Annotated in this window: 22 protein-coding genes; 11 read left to right on the forward strand and 11 right to left on the reverse strand. The window is 68.8% G+C overall.

Annotation, left to right across the window (positions count from 1 at the left end; genetic code table 11):
- Window positions 1-23 precede the first annotated feature (23 nt).
- The 3 genes from LG3211_RS23700 to LG3211_RS23710 all read right to left on the reverse strand — a co-directional run bounded on the left by LG3211_RS23700 (window position 24) and on the right by LG3211_RS23710 (window position 5,839).
- Window positions 24-1,307 (reverse strand): hypothetical protein, encoded by a 1,284-nt coding sequence (locus LG3211_RS23700; protein WP_057945002.1) that lies wholly within the window; start codon window positions 1,305-1,307, stop codon window positions 24-26.
- Between the two features lie 239 nt (window positions 1,308-1,546).
- Complete coding sequence (gene plsB, locus LG3211_RS23705; RefSeq protein WP_148649238.1) at window positions 1,547-4,129, reverse strand: glycerol-3-phosphate 1-O-acyltransferase PlsB; 2,583 nt, start codon at window positions 4,127-4,129, stop codon at window positions 1,547-1,549.
- Window positions 4,130-4,720: 591 nt separating this feature from the next.
- Window positions 4,721-5,839, reverse strand: coding sequence for a hypothetical protein (locus tag LG3211_RS23710; protein ID WP_057945003.1), 1,119 nt, complete (start codon window positions 5,837-5,839; stop codon window positions 4,721-4,723).
- Window positions 5,840-6,181: 342 nt separating this feature from the next.
- Here LG3211_RS23710 and LG3211_RS23715 point away from each other — a divergent pair, with 342 nt between their 5' ends.
- Genes LG3211_RS23715 through LG3211_RS23730 form a run of 4 tightly spaced genes read left to right on the forward strand, consistent with a single transcriptional unit; the run spans window position 6,182 to window position 10,812 of the window.
- On the forward strand, window positions 6,182-6,685 hold the full coding sequence (locus tag LG3211_RS23715) for a Csu type fimbrial protein (protein WP_057945004.1): 504 nt from the start codon (window positions 6,182-6,184) through the stop codon (window positions 6,683-6,685).
- Between the two features lie 8 nt (window positions 6,686-6,693).
- Entirely contained in the window at window positions 6,694-7,458 is a 765-nt protein-coding gene (locus tag LG3211_RS23720; RefSeq protein ID WP_057945005.1) for a fimbrial biogenesis chaperone, read from the forward strand.
- Between the two features lie 4 nt (window positions 7,459-7,462).
- Window positions 7,463-9,811: a fimbria/pilus outer membrane usher protein gene (locus LG3211_RS23725; protein WP_425479986.1), complete on the forward strand. Its 2,349-nt coding sequence runs from the start codon at window positions 7,463-7,465 to the stop codon at window positions 9,809-9,811.
- On the forward strand, window positions 9,808-10,812 hold the full coding sequence (locus LG3211_RS23730; protein ID WP_057945007.1) for a Csu type fimbrial protein: 1,005 nt from the start codon (window positions 9,808-9,810) through the stop codon (window positions 10,810-10,812). Before LG3211_RS23725 ends, LG3211_RS23730 begins: the two co-directional genes overlap by 4 nt.
- A 266-nt stretch (window positions 10,813-11,078) precedes the next feature.
- Here the strand turns inward: LG3211_RS23730 and LG3211_RS23735 are convergent, their stop codons facing one another.
- Window positions 11,079-11,999 (reverse strand): 5'-nucleotidase, lipoprotein e(P4) family, encoded by a 921-nt coding sequence (locus LG3211_RS23735; protein WP_057945008.1) that lies wholly within the window; start codon window positions 11,997-11,999, stop codon window positions 11,079-11,081.
- A gap of 143 nt (window positions 12,000-12,142) precedes the next feature.
- Here LG3211_RS23735 and LG3211_RS23740 point away from each other — a divergent pair, with 143 nt between their 5' ends.
- Both LG3211_RS23740 and LG3211_RS23745 read left to right on the forward strand, forming a co-directional pair.
- The gene (locus tag LG3211_RS23740) at window positions 12,143-12,562 is read left to right on the forward strand and encodes an ArsR/SmtB family transcription factor (RefSeq protein ID WP_083512802.1); all 420 of its coding nucleotides are present in this window, start codon (window positions 12,143-12,145) and stop codon (window positions 12,560-12,562) included.
- Window positions 12,559-13,050, forward strand: a complete 492-nt coding sequence (locus LG3211_RS23745; RefSeq protein ID WP_057945009.1) for an SRPBCC family protein — start codon at window positions 12,559-12,561, stop codon at window positions 13,048-13,050. Before LG3211_RS23740 ends, LG3211_RS23745 begins: the two co-directional genes overlap by 4 nt.
- Before the next feature lie 45 nt (window positions 13,051-13,095).
- Here LG3211_RS23745 and LG3211_RS23750 read toward each other — a convergent pair whose 3' ends face one another.
- From LG3211_RS23750 to LG3211_RS23775, 6 genes are all read right to left on the reverse strand, one after another.
- Window positions 13,096-13,935, reverse strand: coding sequence for an alpha/beta fold hydrolase (locus LG3211_RS23750; RefSeq protein ID WP_057945010.1), 840 nt, complete (start codon window positions 13,933-13,935; stop codon window positions 13,096-13,098).
- Between the two features lie 91 nt (window positions 13,936-14,026).
- On the reverse strand, window positions 14,027-14,494 hold the full coding sequence (locus tag LG3211_RS23755) for a RidA family protein (RefSeq protein ID WP_057945706.1): 468 nt from the start codon (window positions 14,492-14,494) through the stop codon (window positions 14,027-14,029).
- Window positions 14,495-14,590: 96 nt separating this feature from the next.
- The gene (locus LG3211_RS23760) at window positions 14,591-15,109 is read right to left on the reverse strand and encodes a GNAT family N-acetyltransferase (protein ID WP_057945011.1); all 519 of its coding nucleotides are present in this window, start codon (window positions 15,107-15,109) and stop codon (window positions 14,591-14,593) included.
- Window positions 15,106-15,711, reverse strand: a complete 606-nt coding sequence (locus LG3211_RS23765; protein WP_237049802.1) for a GNAT family N-acetyltransferase — start codon at window positions 15,709-15,711, stop codon at window positions 15,106-15,108. Before LG3211_RS23765 ends, LG3211_RS23760 begins: the two co-directional genes overlap by 4 nt.
- Window positions 15,684-16,709, reverse strand: coding sequence for a DUF4272 domain-containing protein (locus tag LG3211_RS23770; RefSeq protein WP_057945012.1), 1,026 nt, complete (start codon window positions 16,707-16,709; stop codon window positions 15,684-15,686). The genes LG3211_RS23765 and LG3211_RS23770 overlap by 28 nt, the downstream gene beginning before the upstream one ends.
- 401 nt (window positions 16,710-17,110) lie before the next feature.
- On the reverse strand, window positions 17,111-19,090 hold the full coding sequence (locus tag LG3211_RS23775; protein ID WP_057945013.1) for a UvrD-helicase domain-containing protein: 1,980 nt from the start codon (window positions 19,088-19,090) through the stop codon (window positions 17,111-17,113).
- Window positions 19,091-19,207: 117 nt separating this feature from the next.
- On the opposite strand from LG3211_RS23775, the gene LG3211_RS23780 reads away from it, so the two are divergent.
- From LG3211_RS23780 to LG3211_RS23790, 3 genes are all read left to right on the forward strand, one after another.
- A complete protein-coding gene (locus tag LG3211_RS23780; protein WP_057945014.1) occupies window positions 19,208-19,981 on the forward strand; it encodes an SEL1-like repeat protein in 774 nt (257 codons plus the stop codon).
- Between the two features lie 146 nt (window positions 19,982-20,127).
- The gene (locus tag LG3211_RS23785; protein WP_148649127.1) at window positions 20,128-20,934 is read left to right on the forward strand and encodes an SEL1-like repeat protein; all 807 of its coding nucleotides are present in this window, start codon (window positions 20,128-20,130) and stop codon (window positions 20,932-20,934) included.
- A gap of 85 nt (window positions 20,935-21,019) precedes the next feature.
- The gene (locus tag LG3211_RS23790; protein WP_057945016.1) at window positions 21,020-21,646 is read left to right on the forward strand and encodes a thymidine kinase; all 627 of its coding nucleotides are present in this window, start codon (window positions 21,020-21,022) and stop codon (window positions 21,644-21,646) included.
- A 175-nt stretch (window positions 21,647-21,821) separates the two neighbouring features.
- Here LG3211_RS23790 and LG3211_RS23795 read toward each other — a convergent pair whose 3' ends face one another.
- A complete protein-coding gene (locus LG3211_RS23795) occupies window positions 21,822-22,646 on the reverse strand; it encodes a nucleotidyltransferase domain-containing protein (protein ID WP_057945017.1) in 825 nt (274 codons plus the stop codon).
- A 130-nt stretch (window positions 22,647-22,776) separates the two neighbouring features.
- On the opposite strand from LG3211_RS23795, the gene LG3211_RS23800 reads away from it, so the two are divergent.
- Window positions 22,777-23,286, forward strand: a complete 510-nt coding sequence (locus LG3211_RS23800; protein WP_057945018.1) for a GNAT family N-acetyltransferase — start codon at window positions 22,777-22,779, stop codon at window positions 23,284-23,286.
- A gap of 7 nt (window positions 23,287-23,293) precedes the next feature.
- On the forward strand, window positions 23,294-23,899 hold the full coding sequence (locus LG3211_RS23805; protein WP_057945019.1) for a YiiX family permuted papain-like enzyme: 606 nt from the start codon (window positions 23,294-23,296) through the stop codon (window positions 23,897-23,899).
- The last annotated feature ends 37 nt before the right edge of the window (window positions 23,900-23,936 follow it).

Below are 23,936 nucleotides of genomic sequence, written 5' to 3' on the forward strand. Positions count from 1 at the left end.
CGGGGCCGCAGTAACTTCGCGACTCAGGCGCTGCGCGGCAGCCGCGCGATCGCCCGATCGAACGTCGCCGCCAGCAGCACCACCCGCAACACATCGGTCAGCAGCGAGGTGCGGAACGACAGCGGCGTGTTGAGAAACACCGCGTAGATCTGCCCGCTGACGCGCTGCCAGTCCGGATCCTGCGGACCGACCCACTGCTGCATCAGCCGCCACGACCACGAGTCGATATACGACAGCAGCTGCCAGCACACGCACAGGGTCAGCAGCGCCGGCAGGCCCGCGCGCAGCACCAGGCGCAGGCTGTTGACCACCGGCACGCCCTTGCTGCTCCAACCGGCGCTGGCCTTGTCGGCGAGCATGCGCAGGGTGAAGTGCATCGCCTTGAAGCGCTCGACCACCTTGCCCAGATGCTCGTCGGCCGCGTCGATGCGCTGCGCGCGGCGCAGGTCGATGCCGTAGATGATCGCGGTGATCGCCAGCCAGATCAGCGGCAAGACCACCGCGCCGGCGGCGGTGCTGACGAAATCCCACAGCGGCGCCAGCGTGCGCTTGGCCGGCGCCAGGGTCTTGAACAGCGCGGTCGGGCTTTCCCACCAGTCGGTCGCGGCGACGTAGACCACGCGCTCGTGCCACCAGTCCTTGCCGGTCGTCATCACCTGGGCGATCGCGGCCACGCCGACGAACACCCAATAAGCCTCGCAGCTGGTCGCGACCACATTCCACGCCGCATGCCCGGTCGCGGTCGCGCGGCGCTTGCTGAACCAGCGCACCGCCCAGGCCACCGCGAGCGCGATCCACAGCCCCTTGAGCTGCAGCACGCGGTTGAGGTTTTCTCCCTCCCACACGCTGAAGATGTATTCGGTGCGGAACTGCCGGCGCAGGTCCTCGAGCAGGCCCCAACCGGCGTAGTAGGCGAAGAACGGCAGCATCGCGATCGCCAGCGCGGTGATCCACTGCTTGCGCACCGCCTTGGTGTCGGGCGTGGTCGCGCCGCCGGCGAGCATCGGCAGCGACGGACGCAGCGACTGGAACATCAGGATGGTCCCGGCCAGCTGGGTCACGATCAGCAGCGACAAGGCCGCGAACGACAGCAGCACCGAGCGCTCGCCGAGCTTGACCGCCAAGTCCATCAACAGGTTGTAGGACACCCGCTGGGCGAAGAACCAGAACGCCAGCGCCGGCCAGTGGCGCCAGAGCAGACGCGCGGTGAGCACGGGAATTTCGAGCCAGGCGCTGGGGCCGGAGCCCTGCGCGGACGTCTGCGGGCCGGACTCGATGGCAGAGCTGGAAAGCGTGCTGGAGGACATCGGCGACGGGGCGTGACGGAGTCGGGCGATAGAGTACCCGGCGCCCGCCACGATAGGCAGTGACGACTATCAGACCGGCGCTCGCCGCCGAGATCGCCCAATCGTCATCGCGGCAGGCGAATTCGCCGCCCACCGCGTCAGGCACCCATCACCGACGCAAAGCGGTTGATGGATGCCGCTGGATCGCTGCCGATGGATTCGCGCGGCCTTGCAGAGCCCACGCCCCCCGAGCGCGTCGGTCAGGCCGCGCTCTCCGGCGCCGCCGGCTTGACCGCCATCTCCGGACTGATCTTCTCGATCGTATGCCGCAGCTCGCGGCCGAGGATCACCTTCGCGTCCTTCGCCCAGGTATCCAGGCGCTGGTCGAAGGCGAGCTTGCCCTGGCTGTCGGGCCACACCAGCTTGAGTTCGCGCAGTTTCTGGATGAAGCCGCGGAACAGGGTCTTGTCGAAGAACTCCGGCGCGGCCGGCGCGTACAGCAGCGACAGGCGCTGCGCGGCGAGCTGGCACAGGCTTTCGAGTTCGCCGGCCGACATCGTGCCCGGGCCGTTCTTCACCAGCACGCTGATGGCGATGTAGTAACGCTCGAAGGCCTGCTGCAGCGAATGGCCGATCGCGCGCAGGCGGAACACTTCGTCGGTCTGGCCGGCGTTGCGCGCCAGGATGCCGCCGTCGTCTTCGCTGACCCGCTCCAGCAGGCCTTCGCGCACGAACACATCGACCGTGCGCGCCAGGCGCTGGCTGAATTCATCCTCGTTCCACGGCAGGAACAACTCGGCCTGCAGGAACGGATACACGCTGCGGCCCAGGCGCAGCACGCCGGCCAGGCTCATGCGCCGGTTGTGCTGGAAGCAGCAGGCGATCCACGAGGCGGCGGTGAACAGATGCAGGACGTTGTTGCGGAAATAACTCAGCAACACCGCCTTGTCTTCGCCGTCCACGCCGAGCACGTCGCCCAGCGGGTGGGCGATGCGTTCGAGCACGTTGATCTCTTCGCCGTGGGCGACGATTTCCTGCGGCGTGTGCGGAGTGACGGTGACGCGGTCGGAATAAGGCAATTCGGCCAGCAGCGTTTTCGACAGCGCGATCTGCGCGAGCAGGTCGGCCTCGCCCATCGCATGCTTGGGCGTGGACAGCAGCGCCAGCGCGAGCAGGTTGATCGGGTTGACGTCGGCGGCGCGGTTGACGTTGATCTGGATCTTTTCCGCCAACGCATCGACCGTGTCCGACAGCCACTGCGGCTTGTCGTCTTCATCGACCGGGCGGCCGTCCCACTCGGGCGCGTGCTCGGCCAGCAGGTCGTTGAGCTTGATCGACTCGCCGAAGTTCACCACCACCTGGCCGAAGTTGGACCGCAGCACCTTGGGAATGCCCCACAGCAACTGCCAGATCGATTCCTTTTCCTTCGGCTTGCCCGACAGCTCGTCGAGATAGCTGGTGCCTTCCATCAGTTTTTCGTAACCGATGTAGACCGGCTGGAACAGCACCGGGCGCGTGGGCTGGCGCAGGAAGCCGCGCACGGTCATCACCAGCATGCCGCCCTTGGGAGGCAGCAGACGGCCGGTGCGCGAACGTCCGCCTTCGATGAAGTATTCGATCGAGTAACCGCCCGCGACCAGCTGCGCCACGTACTCGGAGAACACCGCCGAATACAGCGCGCTGCCGCGGATGCTGCGCCGCAGGAAGAACGCGCCGCCCTTGCGCAGTATGGTGCCGACCACCGGCAAGTTGAGGTTGGCGCCGGCGGCGATATGCGGCGGCACGATGCCCTTGGTGTAGAGCAGATAGCTCAGCAGCAGATAGTCCAGATGGCTGCGATGACACGGCACGTAGACCACTTCGAAACCGGGCGCGTCCTGCTTGAGCTTGTCCAGGTGATGGACCAGCACGCCGCGGTAGATGCGGTTCCACACCGGCGTGAGCAGGAAGCTGGCCGAACGCACCGCCGGATGCGAATAGTCGGCGGCGATTTCGTACGCCATCGCGTGGGCCTTCTTCCAGGCCTCGGCGCTGTCGCTGCTGTCGCGGCGGGCCTGGTCGGCGATGGCTTCCTTGACCGGATCGGCGGCGAGCACGCGGTCGATCAGCATGCGCCGGGTCGAAAGGTCCGGCCCGATCACCGCCGCGCGGATGCGGCGGAAGTGGGTGCGCAGCACGCGCGAGAGCTTGCGCACCGTGCGTTCGGGTTCCAGGCCTTCGTTCTGGCCTTCGCTGACGATGCCGCGCAGCGACACCGGCGGCGAGAACCGCACCATCGTGTGGCGACCGTTGAGCGCGATCGCCAGCAGCCGGCGGAAGCGGCCGACCAGGGTCCAGTTTTCCGAGAACAGCACCGAGAACCAGCCGCTGCTGCGGTCCGGCGCGCGGCCGACGAAGATCGAGACCGGGACCAGTTGCACGTCCAGGTTCGGATCGACCCGGTGCGCGTCGAGCAGGCGCGCGAGCGAGCCCGAATGGGTCTTGGCCGACGGCGGCCCGGCCGGCGCCAGCGCGCCGGCGTTGCGGCGCGACAGCGCGACGTAGGCGCGCTTGCGGCCCAGCGGATCGCCCGGCAGCGGCTGCAACGGCGAGGGCAGGCCGCTTTCCAGGCAGGCGCGCTCCAGGATCAGGGCGTTGGACAGGCCGTAGTCCTCGAGTACGTAGCAGACCGGGCGGCCGTGCCATTCCTCGGCGATGTGTTCCTTCGGGCTCTTGGGCTCGATGGTCAGCGAGACCCACGGCGCCATCAGCTGGCCGAGCAGGCGCGCCCACCACGGCCGGTGCGCGGACGGGCGCGGGCCGGCGGCGCGCGCTTGCGCGGCGGCGGGCGGCGGCGCGGCCATCGGCAGCTCGGGTTGTTCCGGGTCGTGTTCGTCGATGGCGGCGGCTTGCGGCGCGGCGGCGGGGGCTTCGGGTCCGGGCACCGCGGCGGTCGCTTCGAGGCTGGAGTCGCCCGGCGCCGGTGCGTGAACCGCGGCGGCCGGCACGGAGGCGGGATCGGCCGATGCCCGCACCGCTTCGGTCGGCAGCTCGGCGGCCGACACGGAGCCCCCGGCGGCGGCGGCGCTGGCGGACTCGGCGGCAGCCGGCGGCCTCGCCTGGGCGGCGGCGGTCGGGTCGGTCGGGGTCGGATCGGAATCGTTCGGAACGGACGCTTGAGGCATGTTGTCTATGAGCGGATTCGCGCTGGCGCCACCGGGATCGCGTTCGGCGGCCGGCTCGGGTTGACCGGCCGGCGGCGGCGCGGACTCGCCGGCGGACGCGTTGGCGTCGGCCGGGGCAGCGTCGGGGAAAGGCAGGGGCGTCTGTTTCGGCATTGCCGGCATTATGCCTATTCGGCTTGCGCGCGCGGCCCGCCCACACGGGCCGGAGCGGGCGGATCGGCGACGGGACGGCGGTGTGGCCCGCGGGTCGATGCCGCGGTCACCGGCGCGTCAGTGCGGCTTGGGCGCGGCCGGGGCGGGAACGGCGGCGGGCGGCGCCGGTTTCGGCGCAGCCGCGGGCGGGTCGGTCGCGGCCGGCGCCTGGACCGCGGGCGCGGCCGGATTCGCCGCACCCGCGCTGCCGGCGGGATTTGCACTGCCGGCCGCATTGGCCGGCACCACCGGCTTGGCCGCGGGCACCCGCGCGCGTCCCTGCAACTTGGCCACCGCTGCCAGCCGCTCGGCGACCGCCGGCGAGGACGGCGCCTTGGCCGGGGCGTCGGCCTCGCGCTGGGCATGGCGCAGCACGTCGCTGAGGTACCAGCGGCCGTCGATGCGCTCGACCAGCACGTAGGCATCGACCGCTTCGCCGGCCAGTTCATAGCGAATCCGCACCCGCGCGGTGTCGCCGGTCTGCTCGGCCAGGGCGGCGTCCAGGCCGTCCAGCGCCGCGTCCAGGTTGAGGCCGTAGCCGCCGAGCACCTGCTTGAGCCGCTCCACGAACGGCCCGAGCCGGCGCAGGCTGCGGTCCATGCCGGCCTTGGCGAAGGCGTCCGGCGCGGCCAGGCCGGTGGCGCGCGCGGCCGAGACCAACTGGGGTATCGCCTCCCGCGCCCGCTTCGAATCGCCCAACGGCGCCGTCTGCGCCCAATCGCTCATCACCCCGATCAACTGCGCATGGTGATCGCGCTCGGCCTGGCTGTAGTCCGGCTCGCTGCGCACGTACTGGGTCGCGAACAGGCCCAGGGTCTTGGCGGCCGAGCGCAGCTCGGCATCGGCGCCGGCGAACTGGCGGCGGTAGGTCGCCACCAGCTTGCGTTCGGCGTCCTGCTCGGCCAGCGCGGCGATGAAGGCGGGGAAGCGGTCGTCCAGCGGCAGCTCGGTCAGCGGCCAGACCGTGCGGCCCTCGCTCCAGGCGGTTTCCAGCCGGGCGTGCAGGGCCGGCGGCACGGCGTGGCGGGCGTAGGCGGCCAGGTCGTTGCGGCGCAGGTCGCGGGCCAGCTGGCTCACCGCCTGGGCCGGCAAAGTCGGCACGGCCTCGACCGGCGCCGGCTCGGGCCCGCACGCGGCAGCGGCCGCCAGCACGGCGGTCGTCAGCACGGCGATGCGGGCGTGTCGGATGATGGACATCGGGGCTCCCCCATTCGCGGAGGAGCATCCGCAGGCAGGCATCTTGGCCAAGCCTCCCGACCGGCACAAGCCGTCGGCTCACGCTTCCTCACTTTTCCGCCCCGCACCGGCAGTAGCTGACCCGATGGGCACAGCCTGCGCCCGAATTTGGTCTCGGCGCGGATGCGAACCAAATCGCAGATTTGCCCCTGAACAGGGCTGGGGGGCCGTCCCGTGATCCTCATCACCCTATGTCCGTTTATGTCCGGATAAGGTGCGGCCTATGGCATGTTTTATGCGTTCCAAATAGGTAAAACCGGTGATTTCCGGTTCGCCAACGCGCGCAAGCGCAGGAGAACGACCATGCGTCCTACCCCGAGCCGTCTTTTCGTAGCCGTACTCGCCCTGGCCGCCGCCGCTCCCGCCTTCGCGGCGGTCGACACGACCAATCTCAACGTCACCATCACCATCACCAGCATCTGCGACATCCACACCGTCGCGACGCTGCCGGTCAATTTCGGCTCGGTCTCCTCGATCGCCACCAACGTCGATCAGCAGGGCCAGCTGACCATCAACTGCACCCCGGGCACGGCCTACACCATCGCCCTGGACAACGGCCAGAACGGCACCGACGTCAATAGCCGCAAGATGGCCTCCGGCGCCAATCTGGTGCCGTATCAGCTGTACCGGGACAGTGCGCGCGGTCCTGGCGATGTCTGGGGCAGCACCACCGGCGTCGGCGGCAACGTCCTGGCCGGCAGCGGCACCGGCGCGGCGGTCAACGTGCCCGTCTACGGCCGGACCCCCAGCGCCAACTTTCCCGCTGGTACTTACAATGACCTGGTAGTCGCCACGGTCACTTATTGAATCCAGCGATGATCAGCGGCCGGCTCCTTCAGGCAGTCCGCGCCGCCGCGGCAACGCTCGCGCTATGCGCCGCCCTGGCGCTGGCGCCCTGGTCGGCACCGGCCGAGGCGGCCGGGCTGCAGGTCACCCCGACCTCGCTCACGCTGCGCGCCAGCCAGCAGGCCGACGCGCTGTGGCTCAACAACACCGGCACCACGACCCTGCGCGCGCAGGTGCGCGTGTTCCGCTGGCTGCAGGAAAACGGCGGCGAGCGTTTCGAATCCAGCCAGGGGCTGGCGATCAGCCCGCCGATGATCGAACTGGCGCCGGGCGCGCGGCAGCTGGTGCGGGTGATCCGCCTGGGCGCGCCGCCGGACAGCGAAACCAGCTATCGGCTGATCGTCGATGAGCTGCCGCCGCCGCAGGACCCGAAACAAAGCGGTCTGCAGTTCGTGTTGCGTTACTCGGTGCCGGTGTTCGTGGCGCCGGCCTCGGACGCGCCGATCCGGCCCGAGCTGCGCGCGCAGCTGAGTTTCGAAGGCGAGCGCCCGTGGCTGGCGGTCGCCAACAGCGGCGGCCAGCACGCGCAACTGGCCGATCTGACGTTCGTCGATGCGCAGGGAAGCCGTCATCCGATCGCGCCCGGCTTGCTGGGCTATGCCCTGCCCGGCCAGCGCATGCGCTGGGCCTTGCAGGCTCCGGCGGATCTGCTCCGCGGCCCGGGCACGTTCAAGGCGAGGATCAATGGCGAATCCGACGAGCAGGCTCTGGCGCTGGACCCACCGGCTCGCTGAAGCCATGCCGGCCGGACTGCTCCTGGCATCGACGCTGGGCCATGCGGCCGAACCGCCGCCGTTGCCGATCGCGCGCGCCGATGGCTGGCAGGCGGGAGGCCACGCGCCCGCCGCCAACATGGCGGTGTACCTGGAAGTCAGCCTCAACCAGACGCCCTACGGCGCGCCGCATCCGTTCGAGCTGCGCGACGGCCGCCTCTACGCCAGCGTCGCCACGCTGCGCGCGATCGGCTTCGTGCTGGACGGCCGCGACGACGGCGAAACCCTCGCCCCCGACAGCCTGCCCGGCGTCGCCGTGCGCTATGACGCCTCGGTCCAGCGCGTGGCGATCGATGCGCCGCTGTCGCTGCTGTCGCTGGCGACCACGCGCCTCAACACGCCCGGCGCGGACATTCCCGTCGCCAGCGCCTCGCCCGGCCTGCTGCTCAACTACGACTTCTATGCCAGCCGCGACGATCGCGGCGACAACACCACCGCCTTCGCCGAATTGCGCGCCTTCGGCCTGGGCGGCGGCGTGCTCAGCCAGACCGCGGTCACCCGCAGCTACAAGACGCAGGGCGATCCGCGCCGCACCGACTCGGTGCGATTGGACAGCAGTTGGCGCTGGTCGAAACCCGAATCGATGTTCAGCGTGACCGTGGGCGATGTGATCAGCGGCCAACTCGACTGGAGCCGGCCGCTGCGCCTGGGCGGCGTGCGCATCGGCCGCGACTTCGGCCTGCAGCCGTATCGCATCACCACGCCGCTGCCGACCTTGCTCGGCGAAGTCTCGGTGCCGTCGGCGGTGGATCTGTACGTCAACGGCATCCGCCAGTACAGCGGCGAAGTCGCGCCCGGGCCGTTCCAGCTGGCGACCATTCCCGGCATCACCGGCGCCGGCAACGCGCAACTGGTGGTCACCGACGCGTTCGGCCGCACGCGCACGCTCGACTTCCCGTTCTATGCCGCGCAACAACTACTCGCCAAGGGTTTGTCGGACTGGTCGCTCAGCGTCGGCCTGGCGCGCGAGGACTATGCGGTGCGTTCGTTCTCCTACGGCAACGAGCCCTTGCTCAGCGGCGATCTGCGCTACGGCGTCAGCGACCGCTTCACCGTCGAAGCGCATGGCGAAGGCGGCGACGGCGTGGTCAATGCCGGCGCCGGCGGCGTGTGGCTGCTCGGCCGGGCCGGCGTGGTCAGCGCCTCGCTCGCGCACGGGCGCGAGGGCGGCGACAGCGGTTGGCTGTATGCGGCGGCCTACAACTGGAGCAACGGCCGCTTCAATTTCTCCGCCGACACGCAACGCACGCACGGCGATTACCGCGACGTCGCCTCGCGTTACGGACTGGGCGCGCCGCGCGTCAGCGAACGCGCGGTGATCAGCTGGAGCGACTCGCGCCTGGGCAGCCTGGGCTTGAGCTATGTGCGCCTGCTCTATCGCGGCGAAACGCCGGCGCGCTACGCCAGCGCGACCTGGAGCCGCAGCTTCGGCGGCCGCGCCGCGCTGAGCCTGTCCTACAACCAGAACCTGGATCGCGACGAAGACCGCAACGTGTTCCTGGGTTTCAGCCTGAACCTGGAAGACCGCGACCATCGCAGCACCCAACTCAACGTGTCGGTGCAGCGCGCGCGCGATCTCGATCAGGGCGTGATCGAGCTGACCCGGCCGATCCCCGGCGACGGCGGTTTCGGCTGGCGCCTGCAGGCGCGCGGCGGCGACGGCGAGGAAGGCGGGCTGGCCGAAGTGGGCTGGCTGACCGGGACCGGCCGCTTCAACCTCGGCCTGGCCCGTCAGGGCGACAACGACTACGGCTACGCCAGCGCCAGCGGCGCGCTGGTGTGGATGGGCGGCCACGTGTTCGCCTCGCGCAACGTCAGCGACGCGTTCGCGGTGGTGTCCACCGGCGTGGCCGGCGTGCCGGTGCTGCTGGAAAACCGCCCGTATGGCCGCACCGATCGCGACGGCATGCTGCTGGTGACGCCGCTCAACGCCTGGCAACGCAACCGCATCGGCATCGATCCGATGGAACTGCCGTCCGACACCAAGCTCGATGAGGTCGAGACCCAGGCCACGCCGAAGGATCGCGCGGGTACCGTGGTGCGCTTCTCGATCCAGAAGATCCGCGCGGCGGTGCTGATCCTGCACGATGCCGCCGGCCAGGCGCTGGCGGTCGGCACGCGCGTGCACGGACCCGGCACAGACGCGGTGGTGGGTTACGACGGCGAGGTCTATCTGGAATCGCTGCAGGACCACAACGACCTGCGCGTGGATACGCCGGCCGGTTCGTGCCGCGTGCGTTTCGACTATCCGGCCGACGCGCAGGGCATCGCCCGCATCGGCCCGCTGCCGTGCACTGCGCAGGGGTCGCCATGAACCGTTGGCTGCTCGTACTGATCGCGGGTCTACTGCTGGTATGGCAACCGGCGCGCGCCAACACCACCTGCACCGCGAGCATGACCAACCTGAATTTCCCCGCCACCACCGGCGCGATCAGCGATGCCACCGCCACGCTCACCGTGACCTGCACGACTGGCGCGCTGTCGCTGCTGGCGCGCGCGCGCGTCAACATGTGCGTGAGCATCTTCAGCGGCACCGACGGCGGCGGCACGCTGGCGCCGCGGCGCATGATCAACAGTTTCAACGATCCGCTGCAGATGCAGCTCTACACCGACGCGGCGCGCAGTTCGATCTGGGGCGCGCGCGGCGACGCCACCGTGCCCAATTTCCTGCCGCTGCAATTCGATTACGACGTGTTGCTGATCGGCGGCAGTCAGACCATCACCACGACCTTGTACGGCCGCATCCCCGCGCAGACCGCGCTCAACGCCGGCACTTACACCAACCGTTTCACCGCCGCCGCCGACACGCGCATCGAGTTCCGTTACGCCGAACAACTGCTCGGCACCCCGCCGATGCCGGCCTCGTGCACCAGCGGCGGCGACGCCGGCACGCCCAGCTCGTTTCCGTTCACCGTCAACGGCTCGGTGCCCAACACCTGCACGCTCACGCCCAAGCCGGTGCCCGACCTCGCCTTCGGCAACGTGCCGGGACTGATCACCTCCAATGTCGATCGCACCACCGACATCGGCCTGATCTGCACCGGCCGCACCGCCTGGCAGATAGGTTTGAACAACGGCCTCAACGCCAGCGGCAGCATCCGTCGCATGCGCAATGCCGGCGGCCAGTTCGTCACCTACGAGCTGTACCGCAACACAGGCCGCACCCTGCGCTGGGGCAACACGCTCGGCACCGACACCCAGGCCGGCACCGGAACCGGCACCGCGCAATCGCAGACCGTGTTCGGCCGCGTCGCGCCGCAGACGCCGAACGTGGGCAGTTACAGCGATACCGTTACGGTGACCGTGACGTATTGAGCGCGGCGCTTCGGCGGACGCGCAGGTCGCGACGGATTCGCGCAGCGGCATGCGGCACGCTTGCCTCGAATACAAAAAGAAAAGGAGGCCGAAGCCTCCTTGCAAATCGACTTGCGCCGATAGATTTCGAGTTGTGGCATGGCCCCGGCTGGCACCGGGATGGCGGCAGCCTAACGCCGCGTCAAAGTTAATGCAACACCTGAAGTATTGCGATGTAACTTATTGATTATAAATAACTGTAAATCGCCCCATCGGCTGAGATGCGCTCAGGGCGCCACATCCAGCGCGGCGCGCTTGGCCTGCCGGCGCGCTTCGCGCGGCTGGCTGTAGTCGTTGTTAAAGGTCATCGCTTCCCACGAACCGTAGCTCGGGTTCGGCAGCATCCACCAGCGTTCGCCGAACCAGTCGTGGTACTGGCTCAGCAGCGCGTCGCGGCCTTCGGGCGTGTTCGCCACGACCTGGACGAAATCGCCGATCTGGTCGCCGAACTGCATCAGCACGCGGTACTGCTTGCCCGCCAGCAGGCGCCGGCAATTCTTCTCGCTGCCGTTCTGCTCGCAGCCTTCGACCACCGTGCCCAGGCCGAGGAAGACCGAGTCGTCGGCGACCGGCAGGCCGGCGCTGCGCAGGTTGGCCAAGGTCGCGTCCTTCAGGTGCACGGCGCGGTTGGACAGGTACAGCACGGTGATGCCCTTAGCCTGCGCGGCCTTGGCGAAATCGACCACGCCCGGCAGCGGCTTGGCCTTTTTCTCCGCGACCCAGGCGTCCCAGGTGACCTCGTCGTATTCCTTGCCGTCGCGCACCAGCCGCGCCTGGTAGGGCGAGTTGTCGAGCACGGTTTCGTCCACGTCCATCACCACCGCCGGCTTGAGGCCCTTGGCCGAGTTGCCGCGTTCTTCCGGCACCAGCGCGTCCCAGTTGGGCTGCTTGAGCGCGAGGTCGAGCTTGTCCGCGGCGGCGCGGTAAATGGTTTCGGTGCTGGCGCGGTACTCGACCGAGCGCTGCATCCACAGCACCGCGTTGAGGTTGTCGTCGGCGCCGGTCTTGGCCGCAGCCGGCGCGGCCGCGGGCTTGGCCTCGGCGGCGGGCGGCGCGGCGGCATCGGCAGGCCGGCCCGGCTGGGGTTTGCAGGCGCTCAGCGCGAGCGCGCAAGCAAGGGCGGTCAGAGACAGGGCGCGGATCTGCATGCGCGATGGGTCCGTGGGAAAGGCGGGGAGTGTAGGCCGCGGCGCAAAAGCGTGTCGATTCTCGACCGTTCGTCGGAACCGGTTTGACGCACGCGCCGCCGCGCCGTATATAGCCAATATGTTTTATAACTACTGAGTTATATATGCAGCCCGTCACCCGCCTCGACGCCACCTTCGCCGCCCTCGCCGACCCCACCCGGCGCGCGATCCTGGCCCGGCTCACCTTGGGCGAAGCCTCGGTCAACGAGCTGGCCGAGCCGTTCGCGATGAGCCAGCCGGCCATCTCCAAGCACCTCAAGGTGCTCGAAGGCGCCGGCCTGATCGTCCGCGGCCGCGACGCCCAGCGCCGTCCGTGCCGGCTTCAGGCGCAGGCACTCGGCGACGCCAGCGCCTGGCTGGAGGAATACCGCCGTTTCTGGGAATCCAGCTTCAGCCAGCTCGACACCCTGCTCGAAGAAATGAAACGCGAGCGCGCCGCCGCGGCCAAACCCGCGCCCCGCTCGTCCACCGCCGCCAAGGCATCGGCCCAACCGGCCAAGTCCGCCAAGAGGAAATCCCCGTGAGCACCGACACCCTGAAGATCGTCGCCCAGGGCGACCGCGAAATCGTCATCACCCGCGAGTTCGACGCCCCGCGCGACCTCGTGTTCGAAGCCTGGACCACGCCGGCCCTGCTCAAGCGCTGGTTCGGCGTGTTCGGCGGCTGGTCGCTGGATGTGTGCGACATCGACCTGCGCGCGGGCGGCGATTTCCGCTACCTGTGGGTCAACGCCGAAGGCCGCCTGGAAATCCGCGGCACCTATAACGAAGTCGTCGCGCCCGAGCGCATCGCCGGCGTCGAGCGCTTCGTCGAGCCGTTCGCTTCCGAGGACGCTACCGGCACCACGGTGTTCAGCGAACGCGACGGCCGCACTTACCTGCGCAATACCGTGCGCTATCCCAGCCAGCAGGCGCGCGACGGCGCCCTGCGATCGCCGATGGAACACGGCATGCGCGCGAGCTACAACGCGCTCGACGAACTGTTGGCCACGCAGCGCGCGACCGCGCCTTGACCGCGGCGGGCCGTCCCGGCGTCACGATCGCCGGGACCGATCCGCTCAACCGGTATGCGCGACGATCGCCTCGGTAATCGCCGCCCAATCGGCTGGATGCAGATCGTGTCCGCCGCCTTCCACGCGCAGCAATTTCGCGCCGTTCACCGCTGCTACCAACGCTTCGGCATGGCCGATGGGGAAGATCGGATCCGAGCTGCCGTGGATCGCCAGCACCGGCATTTTCAGTTCGCGCACATGCCGGAACTGAGTGTCGTCGCCGTCCACCAGCACGAAATGATTGGTCGCGCTGGCGAAGTTGCGCGCGCGCGCGATGTCGCCGCGAACGAACTCCCGGGCCGCGGCGGCATCGTGCGGATGCCGGGTCGAGGCGACGGCGGCGACGTCGCGGCTGACGTAATCCAGTGCCGCATCCGGATCGGACCAATTCACCGATTCGCCGGTCTCGCAGTGTTCGGCGTAAGCCGCGTCCATCGGCGGCAGGCCGTCGAGGCCCAGCGGCGAGGTGCCGACCAGGCACAGGCTGAGAACGCGCTCGGGATGCGCCAGCGCCGCGCGCTGAACGACCATTCCGCCCATCGACATGCCGACCAGATGCAGCGCATCGAAACCGTAAGCGTCGGCGATGAGGAATACGTCCTCGGCCAGATCCAGCATGCCGTAGTTCGGCTCGCCGGGCGGGCAGTTCGTGGACAGGCCGGTGTCGCGCTGGTCGTAACGGATCACATAGCGCCCGCTGCGCGCCAGCGCTTCGCACAAGCCCTGCGGCCACCACAGCATCGAGGCCATCATGCCCATCACCAGCAGCACCGGCGGATGCGTGGGATCGCCGAAGGCTTGCGTGTGAAGCTCGACGTGCTCGCTGCTGACAATTCTAAGCGTCATTACCCATTCCTGTGATCGTACAGTCGGGGAATGTCAGCCTCATGCACCGAATAAGCAATAGCTGCGTGCAAGCAACCGTTGATATCGCTCCTTATTTGTCTTTACGCGGCGAATGGGCGATGCATTCGAGCTCGACCTTCGCGCCGAGCGCCAGTCCCGAGGCCGCCAATGCGCTGCGCGCCGGGAACGGCGCGCTGAAATGCTTGCGATAGACCTCGTTGAAGGCCGGCCAGTCGCCGATGTCGGCCAGGAATACCGTGCACTTGACGACATCGCGCATCGACGCGCCGTGGCGTTGCAGCACCTCGCGCACATTGTTCAAGGTCTGCTCGGCCTCGCCGCGGATGCCGCCTTCGGCCAGGGCGTTGTTCTTGCCGGGCACAGTGCCGATCTGGCCCGACAGGAACAACAGATCGCCGCTGCGCACCGCTTCGGAGAACGGCAGCTTGGCCATGTCCGGGTCGGGCGAATTCAGGAACTCGGGCTTGCTCGCCGCGTCGGCGAAGGCGGCATTCGCAAGCAGCAGGCACAGCAGCGGAAGCGATCGGACCAGGCGCATGGCAATCTCCGTCATCGACGATGAAGTGCGGCGATCATCGACCCGCCCCGCTCCGCTGGCAAGGACGCAGCGCCCAGTGCCGGCAGCCGGACGCTCTCAGCCGCGTTCGCGCCGATAACGCCAGAAGTCGCGCGGCTGCCCGTCCACCACGCGCAGGGCGCGCATCAGTTCGACCGGCTGGAAGCCGCTTTTCTCCAGCACGCGCATGCTCGCCGTGTTGCTGTCGAGGGCGTAGGCGTCGATGCGCGCGTAACCGCGCTCGGCGAAGGCCCACTGCGCGACCGCGTCGCAGGCTTCGCTGGCGATGCCCAGGCCCCAATGCGCCGGATGCAGGTTGTAGGCCATCTCGCCGCCGCGCGGCGCGGCCCAGACGGTGTGGAAGCCGACCGTGCCGATCAGTTCATCCAGATCATCGACGATCGCGAACAGCGCGGCGGCATCGCGGTTGAACGGATTGGACGCGGCGATCTGCGGATACAGGACTTGCAGGCCGTCGAGCGCCCAACTGGTGTGCTCGACCGCGCCCGGCATCGACAGATACTCGAACCACGCCGGCGCATCGCTCATCGCGATCGGCCGCAGGTGCAGGCCGACGCGATGCAGCTGCGGCATCATGCCGGCGCGGCGGCGGCCGGCACCGGCGCGATCTGCAGCGAGACCTGCTTGGCGCCGCCTGCCACCCACTGGGTGCCGACTTCGCCGAAGCCGTAGCGCGCGTGGAAACGGCTGGACACTTCGTTGAAGGGCACGATGTAGAACTCGCACGCGATCTGCGCGAAGCCGCGCTCGCGCGCGAACGCGAACAGGTCGTCGTAGAGCAGTCCGCCGAGTTTGCGGCCGCGATGGCTGGCGGCCACGGCGATGCGATCGACGTACAAAAACCGCGGATAGTGCTGGGCGAACCAGACGTAATTGGGGCTGTCGTAGTCGGCGCCTTCGCGGAACGCGAGCAGGAAGGCGACGATTTTCTCGCCGTCGCAGGCGACGCGGTGGTAGACCGATTCGCGATCGAGCGCGGCCAGACGCTGCGCGTCGAGCGGACTCATCAGCGCTTCGGATTCCAGGTTCAGCGCGAGGACCGCCGGATAGTCGGCGGCGGTGACGTTGCGGATGCTCAGGCTCATGCCGGAAGTATGCGCGAATCCGCCGATCGCGGCGGCGTCGCGGCCCGAGCCGCGCGCCGCGGCGCTCAGGTCGGCGTGCCGACCTCGTCCCAATCCTGTTCGTCGAAGCGCAGCAGCCAGTTCAAGGCGTAGTGGCGTTCGTAGACGACGCTCGGATGCAGGCCGATCGGCGGATCGCGCTCATCCAGGCGCGCCTGCCGCACCAGCCAGTGGCGCCGGTACACGGCGTCGAGCGCGTCGAGCAATTCCGCCACCGGCCGCAGCCGCGCGCTCGCGATCGACGCCTCGTCGGCGTGTTCGATCGCCACCCGTGCGATCGCGCCGGCGTCGCAGATCGCGGTCGGCGGCGGCAGCGCCTCGCTCAGGCCCAGCGCCCATTGCAGCAGCGCCGCGCTTTCGTAGCGCCAGCCGTGATTGGCCCAGGTTTCCTCGTCGGGCGCGTCGGTGTCGATGAAGGCGCGCTCGGCCGGGGTCAATGCGGCCACCCCCGGGCCGAGCTTGGCCTGGATGTCGTCCACCGACAGCGGCTGCGAACTCAGCGATTCGGCGCGCACCGCGACCGCGCACAGCGCGAGCATGCGGCGCATGGCTTCTTCCGCCGAACGCAGGCGCACCTCGCCTTCGCCGAGCACCGGCGGCAAGTGCGCGGGCGGCTGCGCGCCGAGCAGCTTGAGTTCGGCCTCGCTGCGCTGCTTGCGTTCGCGCGCGTCGGGCGGATACGGCAGGGTGGCGTCGGCTTCGATCGCGGGCTCGCCGCGGCTGACCAGGACGTTGCCGGCGGCGTCGCGCACGCTGCCATCGGGCAGGAAGCACAGCACGTTGGCGGCCTCGCCCCAGGCGGCGAGCGCGTCGAAATCGCGGTCTTCGACTTCGAAGCTGTAGTGGGTCTGCACGCGCTGCAGGTGGCGCAGCACGCCGAAGGTGCGCGCGTCCATGCCTTCGGTGACGGTGCTCAGCACGTAGCCGACGAAGCCTTGCAGATGCGGCACCAGTTCCGGATCGCTGCGATCGCGCAGGGACGGCGTGGCGCGCAGGAATTCCGGAGGCGGCGGCGAGGCGAGCGTGGAGTAGGCGTTGATCAGCAGGGACATGGCGTTGCGCGGTCGGGGGACGTGGGGCAAGCCTAGCCGATTCGGGCGGCGGGGTCGTGGCGGAAGGGTTGCGGTTTGCGTTGGCTGTTGGGGCAAATCCCCCGGCGCAGAGAGTGGTGTCGCTTGCTTGGGGTTGCGCAGGCGCCAGCCCCCTTTTGCAAAGGGGGCGCATTGTCTTGGGGCGTTGCGATGGTGCTGCGGCGCTGGCCGTTGGGGTAAATCCCCCGGCGCAGAGAGTGGTGTCGCCTGCTTGGGGTTGCGCAGGCGCCAGCCCCCTTTTTCAAAGGGGGCGCATTGTCCAGCTGTTGTGAGGATGCTTCCGGGTGTCGCTGCGAGAACGCTGTTGCTGTTCCCCCCTTTGAAAAAGGGGGGGAGGGGGGATTCGCTTTTGCTCCCCCGCCTTACCCTTCCAACAACGCCTTGATCGCCGCGAACCCCGCCGTGGCCCGCTCATGCTTGCGCGCCGCATCGGCCACCGGGTCGGCGCCGTCGCGCTGCAATTCGGCTGCCGGCAGTTCGTCGATGAAACGGCTCGGCTTGAGCCGGATGCGCTCGCCCCAGCGCTGTGTCTCGCGCGAATGCGACAGATACAGCGCTTCCTTGGCGCGGGTGATGCCCACGTACATCAGCCGCCGCTCTTCGTCCAGGCGGCCTTCGTCGAGGCTGGCGTCGTGCGGCAGGTTGCCGTCTTCCACGCCGACGATGAACACGTAACGGTATTCCAGCCCCTTCGCCGCGTGCAGGCTCATCAACCGCACTTGGTTGCCGGCCTCGCCCTTGTCGGCATGCGACAGCAGCGCCAACTGCGCGGCCAGTTCGCCCGGGCCCGAGCCCTTGCCGCCGTCGAACCAACCCGACAGCTCGGCCAGGTTTTCCTTGCGCCGCTGATAACTGGCTTCGTCCTTGCACTGCGCGCGGATCGAGGCGAGCAAACCGCTGCGCTCGGCCAGCACGTCCACCAGTTCGGCCGGGCTGATGCGCTGGGCCTCTTCGCGCAGCGAACGCACGATCTGCACGAAGCCATCCAGCGCATTGCCGGCGCGCGGCGTGAGTTGCTTGATCGCGTTGATCGACTCGGCCATGCGCGACATCGGCAGATGCGCGTGCTGGGCCATTTCCGCCAGCTTGGCCAAGGTGGTCGCGCCGATCTCGCGCTTGGGCGAGGTCACCGCGCGCAGGAACGCGGCATCGTCGTCGGGGTTGGCGATCAGGCGCAGCCACGACAGCGCGTCCTTGACCTCGTGCCGCTCCAGGAACGCGGTGCCGCCGCTGAGGTGATACGGCACGCGCAGCAACTGCAGGGCTTTTTCCAGCACGCGGCTTTGATGATTGCCGCGGAACAGGATGCAGAAATCCATCCACGGCGCTTCGTTCTTCTGCGCCAGGAACTGGATTTCGCTGGCGACCTTTTCCGCTTCGTGCGCGCTGTCGCGGCATTCCCACACGCGGATGCGCTCGCCGTCGGCCTGATCGCTCCACAGCGTCTTGGGATGCTCGTGCGGGTTGTTGGCGATCAGCGCGTTGGCCGCGCGCAGCACGCGGTTGCTGCAGCGGTAGTTCTGCTCCAGCTTGACGATCTGCAGGCTCGGATAGTCCTTGCCCAGCTCCAGCAGATTGTCCGGATTGGCGCCGCGCCAGGCGTAGATCGACTGGTCGTCGTCGCCCACGCAGGTGAACAACCCGCTCGGACCGGCGATGGCCTTGAGCAGGCGGTACTGGGCGTCGTTGGTGTCCTGGCACTCGTCCACCAGCAGATAGCCGATGCGCTCGCGCCAGGCCAGCTGCACCTCGCTGTCGGCTTCCAGCAATTGCACCGGCAGGCGGATCAGGTCGTCGAAATCCACCGCGTTGAAGGTGGTCAGGCGCGCCTGGTACATCTCGTACATCGTCGCCGCCTCGATCTCGCGCGGGCTGCGCGACTGCGCCAGCGCCTGCTGCGGCGACAGGCCGGCGTTCTTCGCGCGCGAGATCAGGTTGCGCATGTCGTCGAGCACGTCGGGCTTGGTGCCGGCCGGCAGCAGGTCCTTGATCTGAGCGTTGCTGTCGTCGCTGTCGAACACGCTGAAGCCGCGGCGCAGGCCGAGCTTGGCGTGCTCGATCTGCAGGAACTTCAAGCCCAGCGCGTGGAAGGTGCAGATGGTCAGGCCGTCGGCGGCGTCGCCGCGGATGCGCTTGGCCACGCGCTCGCGCATTTCCTTCGCGGATTTGTTCGTGAAGGTGATCGCGGCGATGCGCTTGGCCGGCATCCGGCCCGAGGCGATCAGGTGGGCGATCTTCTCGACGATCACGCGGGTCTTGCCGCTGCCCGCGCCGGCGAGCACGAGCAAGGGGCCATCGGTGTGCAGGACGGCGGCGCGTTGGGGGGGATTGAGGCCGTGCATGGAAAACTGAGTCGTCGGCGGGGCCGGTTCGGCCGGACAGTCTAACCGCCACGCCGCCGCCCTTGGGGTAGGCTAGGCCGGCAGCGCCCGGACGGTGCCGGGCGGTCGGAGCGGGCCATGAAACCGGGTTTCGTACTGATGCTTATCTGGGCCGGCGCCTGCGCCGCGCCATGCGTCCACGCCAGCGCGCCGCCAGCGCCGCAGGCCGGCGCCCCCGCCGCGACCGCGGAGCAACTGGCCACGGCCGAGACCGACCATATCCACCTGCAGGAATTCGACGCGCGCCAGCGCTTCGCCGCCAATCATCCCAACGAGCTGCACCGGCTGTACGGCTCGGAAGCCGCCGGCAAGGGCCAGTGGGGCGACGCCGCGGTGCAGTTCCGCCGCGCCGCGCGCTATGCCGACAAGTATTCGCAGCACCGGCTGAGCCTGATGTACTGGCACGGCCTGGGCGTGCGCAAGGACCCCGCGCTGGCCTATGCCTGGGCCGATCTGGCGGCTGAGCGCCTGTATCCGCAGTTCGTGCTGATCCGGGAAAAGATGTGGCAGGAAATGGACGAGGCCGATCGCGCGCGCGCCCTGCGCGAAGGCGGCGCGCTGTTCGACGAATACGCCGACGCGGTCGCCAAGCCGCGCTTCGAGCGCGCCGTGGCCCGCGCCCGCGCCAACATGACCGGCAGCCGCGCCGGCGCCGCCAACGGCCAGCTGATGGTGTTCGCCACCCGCGACGGCGATCTGCAGGGATCGAACTTCATCGATCTCAAGCCGATGTACGCCGGCTGGCGCCTGGATCCCAAACGCTACTGGGCGGTCGAGGACGTGGTCTGGCAGCAGGGCGGCAACGTCGAGGTCGGGCCGCTGGATACCCTGATCGACCAGGGACGTCCTTAAACCACGTCCGGCGCCTGAACAGGGCGACGAAAAGTCGTGCGCATCGCACAGGTTTTTCCGGCCCTCAAGTCAGGCGCGAAGCCGCGCGCGCTGGTACCCTGCGCCGCGAACGCGCTGGCAGCGCTTACCACAGGAGAGACAACGCCATGACGGCACCGCATCGCCATTCGATATCCCTCTTGCTCGCGGCCGCGCTGGCCGCCGCCTGCGCCGACGCCCACGCCCAGAGCACCGCGCCGGCCGGCTCGGACCCGGCCGAAGACCCGTTCATGGCCGAAGTCGGCTACATGGAACTGCATCCGGACGTCGAGTACCGCCAGCTCGCCATGCAGTCGCACCGCCGCGGCCACTACCAGACCGCGCTGGAGCATTTCCGCCGCGCCGGTTTCTTCGGCGACAAGCCCTCGCAGGGCCTGGCCGCGGAGATGTACTGGAAGGGCGAAGGCACCCCGGCCGATCGCGCCCTGGCCTATGTGTGGATGGACATGGCCGCCGAGCGCGGTTACCGCGACCTGGTCTCGCTGCGCGAGCGCTATTGGGCGGCGATGACGCCCGAGGAGCGCAAGCGCGCGCTCGAACTGGGCCCGGCGCTGTACAAGGTCTATGGCGATCCGACCGTCAAGCCGCGTTACGAGCGCCGGCTCACGCGCCTGCGCAACCAGATCACCGGCAGCCACATCGGCGTGGACGTCGGCGTCGGCGCGAGCGCCGGCAACGAGGGCATGTTCCAGGAACAGAGCAAGGTCGGCGGCCTGTACGCCCGCGCCAACTGGGACGCCAAGCAGTACTGGGTTCGTCAGGACACTTTCTGGCAGCGGCGTTTCGGCGGCACGGTCAACGTCGGCGACATCGAGACCCTGAGCCAGGGCGAACCGGGCGCGGAAAAACTCCGGCCCGCGGCCGAGGCGCAGACCAAGCCCGCGCCGAAACCGGCGCCCGAACCGACGCCCTGACCGGGCACGGGCGACGGGTCGGCGAGCCGCAATCGGCGCCGCGTCAAGTCTGTGGCGCCGCGCCCGCGCGGCCTACACTTCGTCCATGGCCAAGCTCTATTTCTATTATTCGGCGATGAACGCCGGCAAGACCACGACGCTGCTGCAGTCGGCGCACAACTACCAGGAGCGCGGCATGCGCGTGGCGATCCTGACCCCGCGCCTGGACGATCGCGCCGGCACCGGCACGGTCGCCTCGCGCATCGGCCTGCGCGCCGACGCGGTCGCCTTCGATCGCGACACCGACCTGGAAACGCTGATCCACGCCGACATCGCCGCGCGCGGCGCGCTGCATTGCGTGCTGGTGGACGAAGCCCAGTTCATGAGCCGTTCGCAGGTATGGCAGCTCAGCGAGGTCGTCGACAACTTGCGCATCCCGGTGCTGTGCTACGGCCTGCGCACGGATTTTCGCGGCGAATTGTTCGAAGGCAGCCAATACCTGCTGGCCTGGGCCGATGAGCTGACCGAGATCAAGACCATCTGCCATTCCGGCAAGAAAGCGACCATGACCGTGCGCGTGGACGAAGCCGGCCGCGCGGTCCAGGACGGGCCGCAGGTGGAGATCGGCGGCAACGACCGCTACGTCTCGGTGTCGCGCGCGGAGTACAAGAAAGTCATGCGCGGCGAAGGGACGATCGAGCCGTTGCAGCAGAACTTGCCGTTGTCGAACTGAAAGCCTCGCGCCCGCGGCGCCGCTGCCGCCAAGTGCGGATGCCTGACGTTTTTTGTGGGAGGGGCTTCAGCCCCGATGCTTTTGTCTCAGCCCAGGTCTGGCTGCACGCGGCGGCCTGAGCGAAAAGCATCGGGGCTGAAGCCCCTCCTACAAAAGACTTCGGGCTACGCGGCTATTACGCCAACGCCGAGCGGAAGAACTCGTCCAGCCGCTCGCCGCGCCCGGCGCCGGCCGGCAGCTGCGGCTGCAAGGCCTGCATCCGCTCGATCTCGGCTTCGAGAAAATCGCTGATCGCCGCGATCCGCGGCCCGGCCGCGACTTCGGCGCTCAGGCGCTTGCGCACCAGCAGCGCGTCGATCGCCTCGCGCACCAGGCCGTGCGGCAGCAGCCGCTCCAGCAGGTCCTCGAAGGCCATCGGCGGCGCGCCAGCCTCGCACTCGATCCACTGGCAGGCCAGGACCGGGCGCAAAACGTACAGGTACTTCTTGGTACGCACCTGCTCGCCGCGCAGATAGCCGCGAAAATTGCCCTTGGCCATGCTCAGGTAGTGATGCCAGGCGGCGATCGGCGAGTAAAACGCGTCGGCCAGATCGCGCAGTTGCGCAGTCAGCGCGTCGTCCTGGCGATACACGATCGGCGAGCGCAGCCATTCCGATAAGGTCGGGTTGGATTTCGACAACAACCGCAGTGTCTTGCGCAGATCCCAGCCACTGACGTCCAACTCGTCGTCGATCGGCAGCTCGATCACATCGCGCTGCGGCTCGCCCGCGCCGGTGCGCTCGTTGACGGTCAGGTACCACGGTTGCTTGTGCACGTAGACGAAGCGCGCGTCGTAGTCGCTGTCGGGCGAGGAGAACCCCCAGCCGCGGCTGCCCGATTCGCAGGCGTAGACGATGCGTACCTCGTGCTCGCGCTCGATCGCCGCCAACGCGACGAGCACCGCCCGGCGCTTGGCGTCGGACACCGGGTGGATATCGTGCGGATGGGCGGGGTCGGACATGGCGGCGATGCGTATTCGGGGCCGACAGTGTAGCCGCGCACCGCCGCTTCATTCCCGCCTCACCCGGGGCCGCCATTGTCCGTGCTCGCTGTCGTATCGTTGCCGACACCGCCCACCGACCGATCCGCCCATGCCGCCGATACAGACCGACCGCCTCGTGCTCAACGAACTCACCGCCGACGATGCCGGCTTCATTCTCGAACTGCTCAACGAGCCGTCCTTCATCGACAACATCGGCGACCGCGGCGTGCGCGATCTCGACAGCGCGGTGCGCTACATCCTCGACGGCCCGGTGCAGAGCTACGCCCGCAACGGCTACGGCCTGTGGCGGGTGGACCTGCGCGACAGCGGCGAGGCGATCGGCATGTGCGGCCTGCTCAAGCGCGACACCCTGCCCGACCCCGACCTGGGCTACGCCTTCCTGCCGCGGCACTGGTCGCGCGGCTATGCGGTCGAGTCCGGCACGGCGGTCCTGCAGCACGCGCGCAACGCGCTGGCGCTGCCGCGGGTGCTGGCGATCACCATCCCCGACAACCGGTCCTCGATCAAGGTGCTGGAGCGGCTGGGCCTGCGCTTCGAACGCATGATCCGCATCGGCGAGGACGACCTGCGCCTGTTCTCGACCGAACCCGGGGAATAAGCCGCCGATGCTTCGGCTTAGCCTGCACTGCCTGCTGATCCTGGCCCTGGCCTGCGCCGGTTGCGCCGTCGCGCAGCCGCCGCTGCGCGACGGCGACCTGATCTTCCAGACCTCGCGCTCGGCGCAGAGCCTGGCGATCCAGCGCGCGACCGGCTCGCGCTACAGCCACATGGGCGTGATCCTGCATCGGGGCGGCAAGCCCTGGGTGTACGAGGCCACCGGCCCGACTGTGTACGCGCCGCTGCGCAGCTGGATCGCGCGCGGCGAAGGCGGCCACTACGTGGTCAAGCGCCTGCGCGCGCCCTTGAGCGCGCAGCAGCAGGCGCGGCTGCGCAAACAGGCCGACGCCTTCGGCGGCCGCGCCTACGACCTGAGCTTCGAATGGTCGGACGATCGGATGTATTGCTCCGAGCTGGTCTGGAAGATGTACGACCGCGCGCTCGGGATCAGGATCGGCGCCTTGCAGCGGCTGGGCGATTTCAAGCTCGACGATCCGGCGGTGAAGGCCAAGCTGCGCGAACGCTACGGCAGCAAGGTGCCGTTGAACGAACCGGTGATCTCGCCGGCGGCGATGTACGACTCGCCGCTGCTGGTGACCGTGGCTTCGGATTGAGCCGCGTACGCCAGCAGCGAAGTCTTTTGTAGGAGGG

The organism is Lysobacter gummosus, assembly GCF_001442805.1.
GTDB lineage: Bacteria > Pseudomonadota > Gammaproteobacteria > Xanthomonadales > Xanthomonadaceae > Lysobacter > Lysobacter gummosus.

Coding starts and splice junctions, on each gene's coding strand:
- LG3211_RS23770 (WP_057945012.1), bottom strand. CDS start 16,709: ATGTCCCTGCTGATCAACGCCTACTCCACGCTCGCCTCGCCGCCGCCT.
- LG3211_RS23730 (WP_057945007.1), top strand. CDS start 9,808: ATGAACCGTTGGCTGCTCGTACTGATCGCGGGTCTACTGCTGGTATGG.
- LG3211_RS23775 (WP_057945013.1), bottom strand. CDS start 19,090: ATGCACGGCCTCAATCCCCCCCAACGCGCCGCCGTCCTGCACACCGAT.
- LG3211_RS23735 (WP_057945008.1), bottom strand. CDS start 11,999: ATGCAGATCCGCGCCCTGTCTCTGACCGCCCTTGCTTGCGCGCTCGCG.
- LG3211_RS23725 (WP_425479986.1), top strand. CDS start 7,463: ATGCCGGCCGGACTGCTCCTGGCATCGACGCTGGGCCATGCGGCCGAA.
- LG3211_RS23760 (WP_057945011.1), bottom strand. CDS start 15,109: ATGATGCCGCAGCTGCATCGCGTCGGCCTGCACCTGCGGCCGATCGCG.
- LG3211_RS23780 (WP_057945014.1), top strand. CDS start 19,208: ATGAAACCGGGTTTCGTACTGATGCTTATCTGGGCCGGCGCCTGCGCC.
- LG3211_RS23785 (WP_148649127.1), top strand. CDS start 20,128: ATGACGGCACCGCATCGCCATTCGATATCCCTCTTGCTCGCGGCCGCG.
- LG3211_RS23740 (WP_083512802.1), top strand. CDS start 12,143: ATGCAGCCCGTCACCCGCCTCGACGCCACCTTCGCCGCCCTCGCCGAC.
- LG3211_RS23715 (WP_057945004.1), top strand. CDS start 6,182: ATGCGTCCTACCCCGAGCCGTCTTTTCGTAGCCGTACTCGCCCTGGCC.
- LG3211_RS23800 (WP_057945018.1), top strand. CDS start 22,777: ATGCCGCCGATACAGACCGACCGCCTCGTGCTCAACGAACTCACCGCC.
- LG3211_RS23720 (WP_057945005.1), top strand. CDS start 6,694: ATGATCAGCGGCCGGCTCCTTCAGGCAGTCCGCGCCGCCGCGGCAACG.
- LG3211_RS23805 (WP_057945019.1), top strand. CDS start 23,294: ATGCTTCGGCTTAGCCTGCACTGCCTGCTGATCCTGGCCCTGGCCTGC.
- LG3211_RS23790 (WP_057945016.1), top strand. CDS start 21,020: ATGGCCAAGCTCTATTTCTATTATTCGGCGATGAACGCCGGCAAGACC.
- plsB (WP_148649238.1), bottom strand. CDS start 4,129: ATGGCCGCGCCGCCGCCCGCCGCCGCGCAAGCGCGCGCCGCCGGCCCG.
- LG3211_RS23795 (WP_057945017.1), bottom strand. CDS start 22,646: ATGTCCGACCCCGCCCATCCGCACGATATCCACCCGGTGTCCGACGCC.
- LG3211_RS23750 (WP_057945010.1), bottom strand. CDS start 13,935: ATGACGCTTAGAATTGTCAGCAGCGAGCACGTCGAGCTTCACACGCAA.
- LG3211_RS23755 (WP_057945706.1), bottom strand. CDS start 14,494: ATGCGCCTGGTCCGATCGCTTCCGCTGCTGTGCCTGCTGCTTGCGAAT.
- LG3211_RS23710 (WP_057945003.1), bottom strand. CDS start 5,839: ATGTCCATCATCCGACACGCCCGCATCGCCGTGCTGACGACCGCCGTG.
- LG3211_RS23700 (WP_057945002.1), bottom strand. CDS start 1,307: ATGTCCTCCAGCACGCTTTCCAGCTCTGCCATCGAGTCCGGCCCGCAG.